This is a genomic window from Kluyvera sp. CHPC 1.2972, assembly GCF_036759925.1.
GTDB lineage: Bacteria > Pseudomonadota > Gammaproteobacteria > Enterobacterales > Enterobacteriaceae > Kluyvera.
The window spans coordinates 78,613-94,993 of the sequence record NZ_JAPKIB010000002.1 but is presented as its reverse complement, the minus strand read 5'-3'; the positions used below and the strand labels follow the sequence as shown (position 1 = coordinate 94,993).

Here is a 16,381-nt window from a genome sequence, read left to right as displayed (position 1 = left end):
GTGCAGAACCGGGCAAAGAAGTTACCAAACACACTTACGCCATTTTTAACTGCTGAATCTTCTTCTCACGGCGAATTTTACGTTCTTCAAACACCGCGACGATGGCCATCAGGCAGATACAGCCGATAGCGGCAGTATCCAGCGCGGCGAAGGTACCCGCCCAGCCGGTGAGGCCGAAGATTGGCGTGCCGTCAGCAATCATCCCCAGACCCAGCTTGGCGAAGCTGTCGCCAATCAGATAGGCGAAGGTGCCTTTGATACCATCGGCGGCGCCGATCGCTTTTTTCGGTACGAAGCCAACTGCCGCCACGCCAATCAACAGCTGCGGGCCAAAGACCAGGAAGCCGAGGGCAAACAGCGAGGCCAGATAGACGTACTGGTTGCTGGCATGCTGGTAAACGCCCAGCGTCGCGATGATTAAGGCCAGCGCCACGCACGCCACCAGCGCACGACGGCCGTTGGCGAGGTCAGAGAGCCAGCCCCACAGCAGGGTGCCCACCAGCGCGCCGACTTCAAACAGGGTAAAGCCCTGAATCGCCACCTCTTTAGAGAGCTTCAACTCCTGGAAGGCGTAGACCGTAGACCACTGGTCGATACCGATACGCACCACATACAGGAAGATGTTGGAGAAGCACAGCAGCCAGATCACTTTGTTTTTCAGCACGTACTCCACAAAGATCTGCCACTTGGTCATGTCGTTATCTTCGGTCTCTTTGTCCTCTTCGCTGATCTCTTCACCGAACAGCTCTTCCGCTTTACCGAGGCCATAAGATTCCGGGGAGTCGCTACCAAAACGCAGGCCGATAACGCCCACAATCAGCGCGATGATCGACGGGAAGATAAACATGCCGATCACGTGACCGTCGAACAGGACGTTAGCCCCGAACAGCGCCACGCCCGCCGCACCCGCACCGCCCAGGTTGTGGGAGATATTCCACATGCCCAGGTAAGAACCGCGCTTGCGACGAGGCGTCCACTTGGTGATGGTCGAGTAGCTGCACGAGCCGCCGGTACTCTGGAAGAAACCGCTCAGGCCGTAGAACGCGATCATCAGGAACAGGCTGATTGAGCCCGGCCCCATGCTGGCGCTGAAGCCAAGCATACAGATGGCGGAGAGGATCAGCATCAGCGGCAGGAACTGCTTGGTGTTCTTGCCGTCGGCATAGTAGGAGACCAGCGTTTTACCCACGCCGTAGGTGATCGAGAAGCCGAGGCCAATCATCCCGAGCTGGGTCATGCTCAGCCCGTAGGTGGAGATCATGTCGTTCTGCGCGATGTTAAAGTTCTTACGAATCAGATACATCGTCAGGTAGCCGATAAAGACCACCAGGTAGGACTGCATGAACGGTTTGAACCACATTTTGCGCCGCACGTCGAGCGGCAGATCCAGGGTCGGCTTGCGCACCTGGTTTAGAAAGGCCAGCATAGGACACTCCCGAGCTAATTTTTGGTACCTGCGAATGGCAGACATTGTAAAAATCAGCCGGGAAGCACGCCTGAGACAGCGTCCAGGTGAAACCGGGAAAATTTCCTAGTTTTAGGTCATTCGTCTTAGAAAGGTGAGGCGGGTCACGCTTCTCGCGGCGCCTGGGCGTTTAAGAACGGCAGCAGCAGCAGCGCGGAGATGCCCGCCGCGATGGCAATCACCACGAAAAAGCCCGTCCAGTGCCACACTTCCATCACCTTCGCCAGCGGCCAGCCGGAAAGCGACGCGCCGAGGTAGGCAAACAACCCAACGAAGCCGGTAGCCGCGCCCGCCGCCTCTTTGTGCGAGCACTCCGCCGCCGCCATGCCGATAAGCATCTGCGGGCCGAAAACGAAGAATCCGGTGGTGAAAAAGCACGCCGCCTGCATCACGTAGCTGGCGAACGGCATCAGCCACAGCGAGCCCACCGAGAGTAAAATCCCGGCGGCGAAAATCAGGTTCATCGGCCCACGGTTGCCGTTAAACAGTTTGTCCGAGCCCCAGCCCGCCACCAGCGCACCGATAAACCCGCCTAGCTCAAACATCGTGACCGCCGTATTCGCCGTCACCAGATCGACGCCCAGCGTTTCGGACATGTACAGATTGCCCCAGTCGTTGATCGCCGCGCGCACCACATACACCAGCACATAGCACAACGACAGCAGCCAGATGTAGGGGTTGAGCAGCACATAACGGGTGAAGATCTCTTTGCGCGTCAGCCCGGCACCTTCCTGCTGCTGAGCAATCTCCAGCTCGTCGTGCCGCCAGTCGCCAATCGGCGGCAGCCCAATGGCCTGCGGACGGTCGCGCAGCCGCCAGCAGAGAAACAGGCCGACCACAATCGCCATGGTTCCCGCGATGGTCATCCCCGCACGCCAGCCGTAATGCAGCGCCGCAGCGCCCATCACGATAGGGATCAGCGCCCCGCCGACGTTATGCGCGGTATTCCAGATAGCCCACCAGCCGCCGCGCTCGTTGCGCGAGTACCAGGCGGTAAGTAAGCGGGCGCAGACCGGCGCACCCCAGCCCTGGAAGAAGGCGTTCAGCGCCCACAGCAGAGCAAAGGCCCACAGCGAAGTCGAGAAGCCAAACAGAATATTGACGACTCCGGTGGCAATCAGCCCGATGCCCATAAAATAGCGGGCGTTGGAGCGGTCGCTGACGATACCGGAGATAAACTTCGACAGCCCGTAGGTGATGTAAAACAGCGTCGCCAGCAGGCCAATATCGCTGCGGGTCAGCACGCCAGTGGTGAGAATCTCCGGCACCGCGGCGTTGAAACTTTTGCGGGTGAAGTAAAACAGCGCGTAGCCAAGCCAGATGGTCAGCAGAATATGCCGCCGCCAGTAGCGATATTGCGCATCCACTTCCTGCTTATCGGTGATGCGCGGTGCGTTAGCCGGAGCCTTGAGAAATTGAAACATCGCCGTTCCTTACACGTAGCGCAGAGGCAAAGAGACGCTGACCCGCGTGCCGTGCATGCAGGAGATAGTGAGCGAGCCGCCGAGTGCGGTCACGCGCTCACGCATGCCGGTGAGGCCAAAACCCTGTTGATTCGAGCCCGGCGGCAGGCCGCTGCCGTCGTCTTCCATCACCAGCATCAGCCGTTCATCCTGTTGCCAGCCCTGCAACGTGACCGCGCTGGCGTTGGCGTGTTTCACAATGTTGTTGAGCCCTTCCTGGCAGACGCGGAACAGCGTCACCCGCTGGCTTTCGCTCAGCGTTGATTCATCAATTCGCCAGTCGAGGTGGCTGACAATACCCCGGCTTTCCAGTTCCATTTCGCGCATCAGCGAGCGAATAGCCTGTTCCAGCGTGAGGTCGTCAAGCTGGCGTGGGCGCAGCCGACCCAGCAGGCGGCGCACGGCATCGTAAACGCCCAGCGAAAGCTGCTCGATATGCGCCCCGCTCTGCTTCACGCCCGCGTTCTCCGGGGCCAGACGCTGCACAATGCCCGCCTGAGTACGAATGGCGGTGATGGTCTGGCCGATATCGTCATGCAGCTCGCGCGCTACATCGCGGCGCACGCTCTCTTCGGTCTCCAGCAGGCGCTCCGCCAGCCGATGGTTGCGCGCCAGTTCGTTTTGCAGCGACTGGTTAAGCTCGCGCAGCCGCTGAATACCCGCGCCAAGCAGCAGCCCGGTCAGGCTTTGAGCCAGCAGCGAGAGCAGTAAATCAACGGGGTGATCGTGCCAGGTCTGGCTGGCAATCAGGGCGATGGCGTTCATCAGGGTCGCAATCAAGGCCCCCTGCCAGCCGTAGTGCCAGGCCAGCGCGATGATCGGTAACGCGAGACAGAATGGGGTAAAGCGCGAGAATTCTGCGGGTAAACCGAGCTGCAGCCACAGGCTGACGGTAAACAGCAGCAGATACCAGACCAGATGCCGCCCGCGCCAGTTCACCGGCTGCGACACCAGCGCCGGGCCAAGCGGCAGCCAGGTGGTGCTGGTGAGATAGTGCCAGAACACGAGGCAGATAGGGGCCAGCGTCAGCCCGCCGGTTAAGGTCAACAGTAGGGCGTTAAGCGCCGCTTCCCCTTGGCACAGCCAGGGCAACGATTGCAGCAGCGCCGCCGCAGTCAGCGCCGCGCCCTGGAGCAGCAGCGTGCGCCAGTCGCGCTGATGGCGATAGCGGGAAGTCAGCGCCACCGGCAGCAGCGTCAGCGCGCTTCCGGTCATCAATAATAACGCGTGATCCAGCGCCACTTCCTGCGCCAGCCAGTAAATCAGCAGCCACTCTGCGCCCACCAGCACCGGCCAGTAGCCGCGCGGGCATTGCAGCATCAGCCCCAGACGCAGGCCAAACGGGAACAGCAGCACCGCCAGCGCCGGGCGCTCCACAAGGTGCAGGCTGATGCTCCACAGGCAGAACCACGCGGCGGAGAAGATAAAGAAACAGGCGACAACGGTAATGCACCGCGAAAAGAGGGTATTCATCACCAGCCGTCAAACATGCGGCGCGCCAGCTCGACGTCGTTGCTGACGCCCAGCTTTTCCATCAGGTTAGCGCGATGAACGTGCACCGTTTTCGGCGACAAACCCAGCTCGGCGGCGATCTCTTTTACCGCCATCCCCTGCGCCAGCTTCTCCGCCACCTGGCGTTCGCGCTTGGTCAGCGGATCCTGACGGCCTGCCGCCAGCTTGACGGCGATATCCGGCGTTAAGTAGCAGCCACCGGTCGCCACGGTGTGCACCGCGGCAATCAGTTCGTCCGGGCTACAGCGTTTGGAGAGAAACCCGCGCGCGCCCGCGTTCAGCGCCTGTTCGACCAGCGCCGGGCTGTCGTGAACGGAGAGCATGATAATGGCCATGCCTTTCGGCAGCTGGCTGAGCAGCTCAAGGCCGGAGATATCCGGCATCGAGATATCGCAGATACAGACCTGCACGCCGCGCCCCGGTAGCCCCGCCAGCGCCTCACGCCCGGAGCCAAACTCGCCAACCACCTGCAAATCAGGTTCAAGGCCGAGCAGTTGGGCAAAGCCGGAGCGGACGATAGTGTGGTCGTCGATAAGGGCAACGGTGATCATGGATTCCATCCTGGCGGGTAAAAAAAACGCGCCTACCTTAACGATAAGCGCGCGGCTGTTCAAGTCTTGAGCGGATTACTCGAAGAAGACGCTTATCTTGTTGAACATCGACGGGTCGGACTGGTTGCGGGTAACCTTCACCACGTCTTCCAGCTTGTCTATCTGGCTAATCATCTGCTCTAGTCGCTGATCGTCGTTAACCAATAGCCAAATGCGGCTCTTATCGCTGTCATGAATCGGTAGACAGAGAATACCTTCCACGTTGAAGGCGCGACGGGCAAAAAGCCCGCAGACGTGGGTCATTACGCCCGGGTGGTTGCGCACGGTGAGTTCCAGAATAACGTTGTCATGTGTTTGTTGTTGCATGGCTTATTCCCCCACCATTTCGGTATTTGCCGCACCCGGCGGCACCATCGGATACACTTTTTCTTCGGCGTCGATGCGCACGTGAATCAACGCCGGGCCCGGACGATTGATAATCGCCTGCAGCGCCGCCTGCGGGTCAGCTTCATTGTTCAAATCGCAGGTTTCCAGACCGAAACCGGCGGCAATCTGCATAAAGTTAATCATGCCTGGGTAGGTGGCGGCAAATACACCCTGTTTGTAGAACAGGCTTTGCTGCTGATGCACCAGCCCCAGCGCTTCGTTGTTCATCAGGATGATTTTCACATCCAGCTGGTTTTCTGCCGCCGTCGCCATCTCCTGAATATTCATCATCAGGCTGCCGTCGCCGGAGAAGCACAGCACTTTTTTATCCGGGTTCGCCAGCGCCGCACCGATAGCCGCAGGCAGGCCAAAGCCCATGGTGCCGAGGCCGCCGGAGGTCAGCCACTGGCGAGGACGGTTCAGCGGGTAAGCCTGCGCCGTCCACATCTGGTGCTGACCAACGTCGGTGGTGATAATCGCACTGTCATCCACACAGGCGGCAACGGCGTTGATCAGGCCATAATGGCTGAGCGGGTCGCCCGACGGCGGAATCGCACCGGGGAATTCCTGCTGCAGTTCCGCTACTTTACTGCGCCACGCATCGCGCGGCTGCGCGTCAATCTGCGGCAGCAGCTGGGCCAGCACGTCGTCCACATCCGCCTGAATCGCCACGTGAGCCTGTTTGATTTTACCCAGCTCGGCGCGGTCGATATCAACGTGGATAATCTTCGCGTTCGGGCAGAACTCCGCCACTTTACCGGTTGCCCGGTCATCAAAACGCGCCCCTAAAACTACCAGTAAATCAGACTGTTGCAAAATGAAGTTGGTGCTGCGCGCGCCGTGCATCCCCAGCATACCTAATGACAGCGGGTGCGCTTTTGGCAGCATGCCCAGCGCCATCAGGGTCATGGTGGTCGGCAGGTTAGCTTTTTCCGCCAGCTCGCGCACGCGATCCGGGGCATTGATCACGCCGCCGCCCAGATAGAGCACCGGGCGCTGCGCCGCGTTGATCATCGCCGCCGCTTCGCTCACGCTCTCAGCGCTAAATTCTGGCGTTGCCGCACGGCCACCGGGTTCCGGCAGCTCACTGATGTCGATTTCCGCCGTCTGAACGTCCTTAGGAATGTCTATCCACACCGGGCCTGGGCGGCCAGACTGGGCAATCCGGAAAGCATCAGCAATAACCTGAGGTAATTCATTGATGTTACGGACTAAATAGTTGTGCTTAGTGATGGGGATAGAGATACCGTAGGTGTCGACTTCCTGGAACGCGTCGGTGCCGATTAACGAGGAGGCTACCTGGCCGGTGATACACACCAGCGGAATAGAGTCGAGGCGCGCGTCGGCAATGGCGGTCACCAGGTTGGTCGCGCCCGGCCCGCTACAGGCCATGCACACCGCCGGTTTGCCATGGGTACGCGCCATGCCCTGAGCGATAAAGCCCGCGCCCTGCTCGTGTCGCGCCAGAATATGGCGGATCTGCGTGCTCTGGCTTAAGGCGTCATACAGCGGAAGCACCGTGCCGCCGGGGATGCCGGTGACCATGGTGATACCCTGACGTTCCAGTAAATGAACGATTAATTGCGCGCCGGTAAAACGCGTGGTCTGTGATGTTGTGCCCGAACTTGCCATGCTCCAGTCCTTCTTATTCTGGGCCGACTATCCGGAGGGGGCTAGAAACTAAAAACCCCGCCCGGTTTGCGCCGGCGGGGTTTGGAATCGTGTGTGTTCCTGACCCTACGGCGCATTGCCGACGACCACCACCACACGCACGACGACCACCGCGGCTGGTAGCGCGGTTTTTAGTAGGGTCGAAGTCAGCATTGATGGGGTCATTAAGGGTCTTCTCTCAATTCGTTTAGTGAATTTATACAAACACAGCTTTTTTCGGCTGACAATGGAAATATTTTCATCCGCACAAAAATGCAGCAAAGATCACATTATTGCATTCAGGGAAATTATCCAGACTGTCCCATTCTTCCCCTATTTCTGGCCTTGGTCACCGCCCGTCGGCTGTGTTAAATTTTGGTGAAATCTCCCTGAGCAACGCATTATCATGACGCTTTCTGTTTTCTGTATTTTGCTGTTTGCCGCACTTTTACACGCCAGCTGGAACGCCATCGTTAAGGCGGGAAACGACAAGCTCTATTCGGCTATCGGCGTCACCGGCTCCGCCGCGCTCATCGCACTACTGCTTTTGCCCTTTGCCCCTGCCCCCTCAGCAGCCAGCGTGCCGTTTATGGTCGCCTCCACCGTCTTGCAGGTGATTTACACCGTACTGGTGGCGAAGACCTATCAGATTTCCGATATGAGCCAGACCTACCCGCTGATGCGCGGTACCGCGCCATTGCTGGTCGCCATCATCAGCGTGCTGTTTCTTGGCGATCATCTTTCAACGCTGGCCTGGGGTGGCATTGCGGTCATCTGTACGGCGATCCTGGCGATGGCATTTAACAGCCGCTCCAGCTCGCAGCGTGGCGTGGTGCTGGCGTTGATGAACGCCGTGGTGATTGCCGGTTACACCCTGATCGACGGTACCGGCGTGCGCCTCTCAGAGACCGCGCTGGGCTATACGCTGTGGTCGTTTTTCCTTAACGGCTCCAGCCTGCTGTGCTGGGCGATGATCGCTCGCCGCCGCGAAGCGTCACGCTATCTGGTGCAGCACTGGAAGAAAGGCCTGCTGGGCGGCATGGGGACGATGGGCTCCTACGGCCTGGCGCTATGGGCGATGACCCAGGCACCGCTGGCGGTGGTCGCCGCGCTGCGCGAAAGCTCGATTCTGTTCGGTGCGCTAATTGCCTGGCTGCTGCTCAAAGAGCGGGTGGCTGGGCTGCGGCTGGTGGCCGCTGGCGGCATCGCTGCGGGTGCCATACTGCTGCGCCTCTCCTGACTAAACTGGCAACTATTGTTGCCGTTTACGTGTATAAATCCTGCCTGCATCACACATTTCATTTACATGGCATGTGATTAAATCGCCACCTCATTGTGGTAGATTCCTCTCGCTTTTAGCGCAATTCCTGGACATTTATTCTTATAAACCCAATTTTTATAAAGTTATCAGCGAAATGAAAAGAGATAGAAACGTCAATATCCTGGTGATGCTGGTGTTGCTCGTCGCCGTCGGTCAGATGGCGCAGACCATTTATATTCCTGCAATTGCGCAGATGGCGAACGACCTCAACGTCCGCGAAGGGGCGGTGCAGAGCGTCATGGCGGCCTATCTGCTGACCTATGGCGTTTCGCAGCTGTTCTACGGCCCGCTCTCTGACCGCGTAGGGCGCCGCCCGGTGATCCTGGTCGGGATGTCGATTTTTATGCTGGCGACGCTGGTTGCCATCACCACGCACAGCCTGACGGTGCTGATTGTTGCTAGCGCCATGCAGGGGATGGGCACCGGCGTGGGCGGCGTGATGGCGCGTACGCTACCGCGTGACCTGTATGAGGGCAGCCAGCTTCGTCATGCCAACAGCCTGTTAAACATGGGGATTCTGGTCAGCCCGCTGCTGGCGCCGCTGATTGGCGGCGTGCTGGAGACGCTGATCAACTGGCGCGCCTGTTACGGCTTCCTGCTGGTGCTCTGCGCCGGTGTTACCTTCAGCATGGCGCGCTGGATGCCGGAAACGCGCCCAACCGGCGCACCGAAAACCCGGCTTATCAGCAACTACAAAACGCTGTTCGGCAACAGCGGCTTTAACTGCTACCTGATGATGCTGATTGGCGGCCTGGCGGGTATCGCGGTATTTGAAGCCAGCTCCGGCGTGCTGATGGGCGGCGTGCTGGGCTTAAGCAGCCTGATGGTCAGTATCCTGTTTATCCTGCCGATTCCGGCGGCGTTCTTTGGCGCCTGGTTTGCCGGGCGGCCGAAAAAACGCTTCCCGACGCTGATGTGGCAGTCGGTGGTGTGCTGTCTGGCAGCGGGCGTGATGATGTGGATCCCAGGCCTGTTCGGGGTGATGAATATCTGGACGCTGCTGGTGCCCGCGGCGCTGTTTTTCTTCGGCGCGGGGATGCTGTTCCCGCTGGCGACCAGCGGTGCGATGGAGCCCTTCCCATTTCTTGCCGGTACCGCGGGGGCGCTGGTGGGCGGCTTGCAGAATATCGGCTCCGGCGTGCTCGCCTGGCTGTCGGCAATGATGCCGCAAACCGGACAGGCCAGCATCGGGCTGCTGATGACGCTGATGGGGCTGCTGATTTTCCTCTGCTGGCTGCCGCTGGCATCGCGCTTTGCGCAGCAAGGCCAGGCGGTGTAATACCGTCACACTGCCTGATGGCGCTTCGCTTATCAGGCCTACAAAGGCCGTGAGTAGGCCGGGTAAGGCGGAGCCGCCACCCGGCATAAACGCGAATCTATATCCGCTTATTTAACCTGTTCCTGAAGCCAACCAATAAACGCCTCGATTTTCGGCCACTGCCTGCCGGGCAGCGTGGTGACGTAATAATGCTGATGACATTTCAGCGCTTTATCACCAAACGGAGCCACCAGCTCGCCGCTGTCGAGACGTTTTTGCACCAGCCGCTTTCGGCCCATCGCCACGCCGATATGGTTCATCGCCGCAATCACCGCTAAATCAGAACGATCGAAACCAATGCCAGACGATGTCGGCAAATTTACCGCATATTGCTGCGCCCAGCTGTGCCATTCATCGGTCCCTGAATCATTACTCCATGCCTGTCTGTCGTGCAGCAGCGTACAGTGCGGCAAGTTCACCAATGTGCCCATCAGATCATTGCGACGGGCGTATTCCGGGCTGCATACCGGTAAAATTTCTTCATCCATCAGGAAATGGTGCGTGAGCTGCGCGGACGGCGCATCGTCAAAATAGAGCGCCAGATCGACCCCGGCACGCTGCAGGTTGACGTTGTCATTTCCGGTCAGGATGGTCAGTGAAATGGACGGGTAGCGACGGGTAAAGTCACCGAGTGCCGGAACCAGCCAGCACTGGGCGATAGAGGGCCGCGAGTAGACGGTGAGCGTCCCCGAGAGCTCCTGATTTTTGATATCAAGAATCTCCTGGTTGAGCGTATCCAGCGACGATTTCAGCGCCCAAAACACCCGTTTGCCTTCGTGGGTAAGCTCCACCTTGCGGTGCGAACGGACAAACAGCTGAATGCCTAACTCCTCTTCCAGCTGGTTAATCCGGTGGCTAACGGCGCTGGGGCTTAATGACAGCTCATCCGCCGCCAGTGCAAATGACTGGTGCCGGGCCGCCACTTCAAAGGTATACAGCTTCGACAGCTGCCAGCCGTTAAGCAGCCGATTTCTGACCTCGCGCAGGGGATCCATACTCACCTTTTTCATCCTGATTTATCTTCGCCGAAGTGTAAAAAATCCCGCGCTAAAAATCAGCTTAAAGGTGACGCAGAGTGAATCATATCGCATAAAGGCAGCGTAATTAGACGTAAATCACCCATTTGATGCAATCTGGCTCATGTGAAGGGGGATTTATATCGTTTGTCAGACCGTGCCCTATTTTTGTCCAATAACCCCAGGTTAATCACAGGGCAAGGTGAGTTATGCACTCTCAAATCTGGGTTGTGAGCACGCTGCTGATAAGCATCGTGTTAATCGTTTTGACCATCGTGAAGTTTAAATTTCACCCGTTTCTGGCGCTGCTGTTAGCCAGCTTCTTTGTGGGAACGATGATGGGCATGGGGCCGCTGGATATGGTCAATGCCATTGAGAGCGGTATCGGCGGTACGCTGGGCTTCCTTGCCGCGGTTATCGGCCTCGGGACCATTCTGGGCAAAATGATGGAAGTATCCGGCGCGGCCGAACGCATCGGCCTGACGCTGCAACGCTGCCGCTGGCTTTCCGCCGACGTCATTATGGTGCTGGTCGGTCTGATTTGCGGGATCACGCTGTTTGTGGAAGTGGGCGTGGTGCTGTTGATTCCGCTGGCATTCTCTATCGCCAAAAAGACCCATACTTCACTGCTGAAGCTGGCTATCCCGCTGTGTACGGCGCTGATGGCGGTGCACTGCGTGGTACCACCGCATCCGGCGGCGCTGTTTGTGGCCAACAAGCTGGGGGCGGATATTGGCACCGTGATTGTCTACGGTTTACTGGTGGGCTTAATGGCATCGCTTATCGGCGGGCCGCTGTACCTGAAACTCCTCGGTAACCGTCTGCCGTTTAAGCCCGTACCGGCTGAGTTTTCCGACCTGAAAGTGCGCGATGAAAGTACGCTACCGTCGCTAGGCGCAACGCTGTTTACCATACTGCTACCGATTGGCCTGATGCTGGTGAAAACCGTCGCAGAGCTGAACATGGCGAAAGGCAGCACGGTGTATACGCTGCTGGAGTTTATTGGTAACCCAATCACCGCGATGTTTATCGCCGTTTTCGTAGCCTATTACATTCTCGGCCTGCGTCAGCACATCGGCATGGGTGCGCTGTTGACCCACACCGAAAACGGTTTTGGCTCCATTGCGAACATTTTGCTGATTATCGGCGCAGGTGGCGCGTTCAACGCTATCCTCAAGAGCAGCGGTCTGGCGGATACGCTCGCGCTCATCCTCTCGAACATGCATATGCACCCGATTCTGCTGGCCTGGCTGGTGGCGTTAATCCTGCATGCCGCGGTGGGTTCCGCGACGGTGGCGATGATGGGGGCGACGGCAATCGTGGCACCGATGCTGCCGCTCTACCCTAACGTTAGCCCGGAGATCATCGCTATTGCCATCGGTTCCGGCGCCATTGGCTGCACGATCGTGACCGACTCCCTCTTCTGGCTGGTGAAGCAGTACTGCGGCGCCACCCTGAATGAGACGTTCAAATACTATACGACCGCGACATTTATCGCGTCCGTTATTGCACTGGCGTGCACATTCCTGCTTTCCTTTATTATTTAAGCGCAAAGAGACTGACTATGGAAAACATTCAAACACTTATCGCCCAGCATCCTGTAGTGGAAGACTTGGTCGCTCTCAAGGAAACGGCCTGGTTTAACCCTGGCACCACCTCTCTTGCGGAAGGTTTACCGTATGTTGGCCTGACCGAGCACGATGTTCAGGACGCCCACGCCCGCCTGACGCGCTTCGCGCCGTATCTGGCGCAGGCGTTCCCGGAAACCGCTGCCACCGGCGGTATTATTGAATCCGAGCTGGCCGCCATTCCATTGATGCAAAAGCGGCTGGAAAAAGAGTACGGGCAGCCTATCCGCGGCGAAATGCTGCTGAAGAAAGACAGCCATCTGCCGATTTCCGGCTCAATTAAAGCGCGTGGCGGCATTTATGAAGTGCTGACCCATGCGGAAAAACTGGCGCTGGAAGCCGGTCTGCTGACCACCGAAGACGATTACCGCGTGTTGCTTTCACCCGAGTTTAAACAGTTCTTCAGCCAGTACAGCATCGCTGTCGGCTCCACCGGCAACCTGGGAATGTCGATTGGCATCATGAGCGCCCGTATCGGCTTTAACGTCACAGTGCACATGTCCGCTGATGCCCGCGCGTGGAAAAAAGCCAAACTGCGCAGCCACGGCGTGACGGTGGTCGAATACGAGGAAGATTACGGCGTGGCGGTTGAACAGGGGCGCAAAGCGGCGGAATCCGATCCGAACTGTTTCTTTATCGATGATGAAAACTCCCGCACGCTGTTCTTAGGCTATGCGGTGGCCGGGCAGCGCCTGAAGGCACAGTTTGCCCAACAGGGACGCGCGGTGGATGCCGATCATCCACTGTTTGTTTACCTGCCATGCGGCGTCGGCGGCGGCCCTGGCGGCGTGGCGTTTGGTCTGAAGCTGGCATTTGGCGATAACGTCCACTGCTTCTTCGCCGAGCCAACCCATTCACCGTGCATGCTGCTGGGGATTTATACCGGGCTGCACGATACCATTTCCGTGCAAGATATTGGCATCGACAACCTGACGGCGGCGGATGGGCTGGCGGTGGGCCGCGCCTCGGGCTTTGTCGGCCGGGCGATGGAACGTCTGCTCGACGGCCTGTACACCCTCGATGACCAGACGATGTACGACATGCTGGGCTGGCTGGCGCAGGAAGAAGGCATTCGCCTTGAGCCATCGGCGCTGGCCGGCATGGCGGGCCCTCAGCACGTTTGTGCCTCCACGGATTACCAGCAGATGCACAGCTTCAGCGCCGAGCAGCTCAATCACGCCACCCATCTGGTGTGGGCGACCGGCGGCGGTATGGTGCCGGAAGCCGAAATGGCGCAGTACCTGGCAAAAGGGCGCTAACCTGCGCTGAACTCAAGCAGCATCGCCGCCGTGGCGCGATGCTGCTGCATCACAATCGTGCCACTTCTCCCGCCAATGTGGCATCTCAGGTCAAAGCGTATTGCCGCACATCACACTCCTCATCCCTGCCGCCAGCGTTAAAGAACGGCGTCGATATACTCCGGGCTATCTCGTATCCCTACGATAAACCGGAGAACACAATGCAACAGGCTGAAAAATCGGTCGGCCGCGGCGGTTTTACCCTGCTCATCTGGGTACTGCTTCTGCTTCTCGGCTGCGTGCTGTTTTTCTTTTCGCTCGACCGGCAAATTGTTTCTATCCTCAAAACCACGCTGATGCAGGAATTGGGGCTGGATAACAGCGATTACTCGGTGCTGATCAGCGCCTTTATGATCCCCTACACCTTCATGTATTTCTTCGTCGGCGGCATCGTCGACCGCTTCGGCAGCCGCTACGTGCTGTGCGCGCTAATGGTATTGATGTCGATTGCCACGCTGATCACCGGCCTGTCGCATTCGATGACCGGGCTTATCGTCGGGCGCGTCATGCTAGGTCTGGCGGAGTCCGGGATTGTGCCGGCGCTGACGCTGGCAGTCTTTACCTGGTTTCGCGCCGAGCAGCGTGCCTTTGCCTTCCAGCTCACCAATATTATTCAGTCGCTGGGGCTGATCCTGGCGCCGCCGTTTGTGGCCTGGGTGACCATTTCTACCGGCTGGCGCTGGGCATTCTTTATCCCAGCAATGGCGGGCGTGGTGGTCGGAGTGATGTGGTATCTCTCCAGCCGTAAAACGCCGCCTGCCGCCGACGACACGGTGCAGGTTAGCGCTGTCAGCGTGCCGCTGGTTGAACGCTACAAGATGGTGCTGACCTCAAAACCTATCTGGGCGCTGCTGATTGCTCGCCTGCTCACCGACCCGTTCTGGTTCTTCTATCAGTACTGGCAGGTCGGCTTTATGCAGGAAAAAATCGGCCTGACGCTGGCAGAAGTTGGCAAGCTGATGTGGCTGCCGCCGCTGGTTGCCGTCTTTGGCGTATTGGCGGTGTGCTGGGCCTCTGACCGTCTGGTGGCGCGCGGCATGGACGCCACCCGTGCTCGCTTAACCATTATCTGGTCCGTCACCTGTCTGGCACCGCTGGTGTTCCTGCTGCCGTCCATCAGTAACGCCTACGCGGCGGTGGCTATCATGACGGTGATTAACTTTATGTGCACCGCCTGGCTCAGCATGGCCACCATCATGATGGGCGGGCTGGCACCACGCGTGGCCATCGCTACCACTATCGGTGTGATGAGCGCGCTGGGCGGCGTGACCTCCATTATCTTTAACGGCTTTGTCGGCACCATCATCGACCACTTCGGTTACTCGATGCCGATATACGCTGGCGCGACGCTGCATCCGATCGGTGCGCTGGTGCTGGCCGCCTTCTTCCTGCGTCGTAAAAAATCTTTTGTTGCCCGTCCGGAGACCGTCTGATGACCGATATCGTTGTTGCGCCCGTGGCCCACGCCTGCGCAGATTTCACCGTGCTTTACTGTCTGATTAATCATGACAACCACCAGTTTGCCGCCTGGTATGATGCAGAACACCGCATCACCGTGGGCCAGCGTGAGCTGCCCGACGGCCCGTGGCAGACCTTTCAGCCGCAGGGGCTCTGGCTACCGGAGCGCGAACGCGACTCGCATATCACCGAGTTTGATTCACACAATTATCTGACGATGGCGGTAGATAGCGCCGGATACCTGCATCTTTCCGGCAATATGCACGTTGATCCGCTCATTTACTTCCGCAGCCGCACACCGCTCGACGTCACCACTCTGCAGTGCGTTGCCGCGATGACCGGCGAACGTGAAGCGCGGGCCACCTACCCGGTGTTCTTTAAAGACGTACAGGGCCGCCTGCTGTTCCGCTATCGCGATGGCTGCAGCGGCAACGGCGATGACCTGTACAACATTTTCGACGCCGAGCGTCAGCAGTGGTCACGCCTGCTGGAGACGCCGCTGCTCAACGGCGAAGGGGCGCGCAACGGCTACGCACGCCAGCCGCTGCTGGGGCCGGACGGCTACTGGCACATGGTGTGGATGTGGCGCGAAACGCCGCACTGCGAGACCAACAACAACCTCTCGTACGTACGCAGCCGTGACCTTCAGCACTGGGGAAAATCAGACGGCACGCCGCTCACGCTACCCATTGCCCGCCATCAGGGCGAGATTGTCGACGACGCGGGCATCGGCGGCGGGCTGATTAATATGGTGCAGGAAGTGGGCTTTGATAATCAGGCGCGCCCGGTGCTGATTTACCATCGTTATGATGACCGGGGGTTGTCGCAGGCGTATCTGGCACGCCCGGACGGCAAGGGCCGCTGGCAAAAAACGCAGATCAGCCAGTGGGATTTTCGCTGGGATTTTAACGGCGGTGGGTCGATTCCTCCGGACGTGACGCTCAGCGCACCGCGCGCGATTGGCAACGGTCAACTCGAGGTGGAATGGACCTCAACCTGGGCTGGAAGCGGGGTCTGGATTATTGATGACCGGAAGCTAACGGTGGTGGGTTCGCGACCGCTGGTTTCACCGCTTCCGGAGGCGCTGCGGCAGCCACGGCAAGGTATTGCGCCGCAGGCACAAGTGCAGTTGATCCCCGCGCAAAACAGCGATTACCGCCCGCAAAGCCGCTACTGGTTACGCTGGGAGGCACTACCGATTTTCCGCGACGTAGCGCACGGTGAGAAAACAGGATCGACGCTGTTAGAAGTCGTGGAGATCCTGTTGTAGACCAG

Annotated in this window: 14 protein-coding genes; 6 read left to right on the top strand and 8 right to left on the bottom strand. The window is 58.8% G+C overall.

The window, feature by feature from the left end; translation table 11 throughout:
- Positions 1-34: 34 nt before the first annotated feature.
- The 7 genes from uhpT to ivbL form a co-directional block, all read right to left on the bottom strand.
- Entirely contained in the window at positions 35-1,426 is a 1,392-nt protein-coding gene (uhpT, locus tag V6944_RS03955; RefSeq protein WP_333497972.1) for a hexose-6-phosphate:phosphate antiporter, read from the bottom strand.
- A gap of 143 nt (positions 1,427-1,569) precedes the next feature.
- On the bottom strand, positions 1,570-2,889 hold the full coding sequence (locus V6944_RS03950; protein WP_106924829.1) for an MFS transporter: 1,320 nt from the start codon (positions 2,887-2,889) through the stop codon (positions 1,570-1,572).
- A gap of 9 nt (positions 2,890-2,898) precedes the next feature.
- A complete protein-coding gene (gene uhpB, locus V6944_RS03945) occupies positions 2,899-4,401 on the bottom strand; it encodes a signal transduction histidine-protein kinase/phosphatase UhpB (protein ID WP_333497971.1) in 1,503 nt (500 codons plus the stop codon).
- Positions 4,401-4,991, bottom strand: a complete 591-nt coding sequence (gene uhpA, locus V6944_RS03940) for a transcriptional regulator UhpA (RefSeq protein WP_185668124.1) — start codon at positions 4,989-4,991, stop codon at positions 4,401-4,403. Before uhpA ends, uhpB begins: the two co-directional genes overlap by 1 nt.
- 75 nt (positions 4,992-5,066) lie before the next feature.
- Entirely contained in the window at positions 5,067-5,357 is a 291-nt protein-coding gene (gene ilvN, locus V6944_RS03935; RefSeq protein ID WP_333497970.1) for an acetolactate synthase small subunit, read from the bottom strand.
- Positions 5,358-5,360: 3 nt separating this feature from the next.
- Positions 5,361-7,049, bottom strand: coding sequence for an acetolactate synthase large subunit (gene ilvB / locus V6944_RS03930; protein ID WP_333497969.1), 1,689 nt, complete (start codon positions 7,047-7,049; stop codon positions 5,361-5,363).
- A gap of 105 nt (positions 7,050-7,154) precedes the next feature.
- Positions 7,155-7,253, bottom strand: coding sequence for an ilvB operon leader peptide IvbL (ivbL, locus tag V6944_RS03925; RefSeq protein ID WP_072011409.1), 99 nt, complete (start codon positions 7,251-7,253; stop codon positions 7,155-7,157).
- A gap of 220 nt (positions 7,254-7,473) precedes the next feature.
- Between ivbL and V6944_RS03920 the strand changes: the two genes are divergently transcribed.
- Positions 7,474-8,307, top strand: a complete 834-nt coding sequence (locus V6944_RS03920) for a DMT family transporter (protein ID WP_333497968.1) — start codon at positions 7,474-7,476, stop codon at positions 8,305-8,307.
- 175 nt (positions 8,308-8,482) lie between these two features.
- Complete coding sequence (emrD, locus tag V6944_RS03915; protein ID WP_333497967.1) at positions 8,483-9,667, top strand: multidrug efflux MFS transporter EmrD; 1,185 nt, start codon at positions 8,483-8,485, stop codon at positions 9,665-9,667.
- A gap of 107 nt (positions 9,668-9,774) precedes the next feature.
- Here emrD and dsdC read toward each other — a convergent pair whose 3' ends face one another.
- Positions 9,775-10,701 carry a DNA-binding transcriptional regulator DsdC gene (gene dsdC / locus V6944_RS03910; protein WP_333498242.1) on the bottom strand — a complete coding sequence of 309 codons (927 nt, stop codon included), beginning with the start codon at positions 10,699-10,701 and terminating at the stop codon, positions 9,775-9,777.
- Positions 10,702-10,931: 230 nt separating this feature from the next.
- Between dsdC and dsdX the strand changes: the two genes are divergently transcribed.
- The 4 genes from dsdX to V6944_RS03890 all read left to right on the top strand — a co-directional run bounded on the left by dsdX (position 10,932) and on the right by V6944_RS03890 (position 16,376).
- Entirely contained in the window at positions 10,932-12,269 is a 1,338-nt protein-coding gene (dsdX, locus tag V6944_RS03905; protein WP_333497966.1) for a D-serine transporter DsdX, read from the top strand.
- 17 nt (positions 12,270-12,286) lie between these two features.
- Complete coding sequence (gene dsdA / locus V6944_RS03900) at positions 12,287-13,609, top strand: D-serine ammonia-lyase (protein WP_333497965.1); 1,323 nt, start codon at positions 12,287-12,289, stop codon at positions 13,607-13,609.
- Between the two features lie 200 nt (positions 13,610-13,809).
- Positions 13,810-15,081: an MFS transporter gene (locus V6944_RS03895; protein ID WP_333497964.1), complete on the top strand. Its 1,272-nt coding sequence runs from the start codon at positions 13,810-13,812 to the stop codon at positions 15,079-15,081.
- On the top strand, positions 15,081-16,376 hold the full coding sequence (locus tag V6944_RS03890) for a BNR repeat-containing protein (protein WP_333497963.1): 1,296 nt from the start codon (positions 15,081-15,083) through the stop codon (positions 16,374-16,376). The genes V6944_RS03895 and V6944_RS03890 overlap by 1 nt, the downstream gene beginning before the upstream one ends.
- The last annotated feature ends 5 nt before the right edge of the window (positions 16,377-16,381 follow it).

Excerpts from the sequence above, each read along its gene's own strand:
- ilvB (WP_333497969.1), bottom strand. The coding sequence starts at position 7,049 with ATGGCAAGTTCGGGCACAACATCACAGACCACGCGTTTTACCGGCGCG.
- dsdX (WP_333497966.1), top strand. The coding sequence starts at position 10,932 with ATGCACTCTCAAATCTGGGTTGTGAGCACGCTGCTGATAAGCATCGTG.
- V6944_RS03895 (WP_333497964.1), top strand. The coding sequence starts at position 13,810 with ATGCAACAGGCTGAAAAATCGGTCGGCCGCGGCGGTTTTACCCTGCTC.
- V6944_RS03950 (WP_106924829.1), bottom strand. The coding sequence starts at position 2,889 with ATGTTTCAATTTCTCAAGGCTCCGGCTAACGCACCGCGCATCACCGAT.
- uhpB (WP_333497971.1), bottom strand. The coding sequence starts at position 4,401 with ATGAATACCCTCTTTTCGCGGTGCATTACCGTTGTCGCCTGTTTCTTT.
- V6944_RS03890 (WP_333497963.1), top strand. The coding sequence starts at position 15,081 with ATGACCGATATCGTTGTTGCGCCCGTGGCCCACGCCTGCGCAGATTTC.
- dsdA (WP_333497965.1), top strand. The coding sequence starts at position 12,287 with ATGGAAAACATTCAAACACTTATCGCCCAGCATCCTGTAGTGGAAGAC.
- ilvN (WP_333497970.1), bottom strand. The coding sequence starts at position 5,357 with ATGCAACAACAAACACATGACAACGTTATTCTGGAACTCACCGTGCGC.
- uhpA (WP_185668124.1), bottom strand. The coding sequence starts at position 4,991 with ATGATCACCGTTGCCCTTATCGACGACCACACTATCGTCCGCTCCGGC.
- V6944_RS03920 (WP_333497968.1), top strand. The coding sequence starts at position 7,474 with ATGACGCTTTCTGTTTTCTGTATTTTGCTGTTTGCCGCACTTTTACAC.
- ivbL (WP_072011409.1), bottom strand. The coding sequence starts at position 7,253 with ATGACCCCATCAATGCTGACTTCGACCCTACTAAAAACCGCGCTACCA.
- emrD (WP_333497967.1), top strand. The coding sequence starts at position 8,483 with ATGAAAAGAGATAGAAACGTCAATATCCTGGTGATGCTGGTGTTGCTC.
- dsdC (WP_333498242.1), bottom strand. The coding sequence starts at position 10,701 with ATGGATCCCCTGCGCGAGGTCAGAAATCGGCTGCTTAACGGCTGGCAG.
- uhpT (WP_333497972.1), bottom strand. The coding sequence starts at position 1,426 with ATGCTGGCCTTTCTAAACCAGGTGCGCAAGCCGACCCTGGATCTGCCG.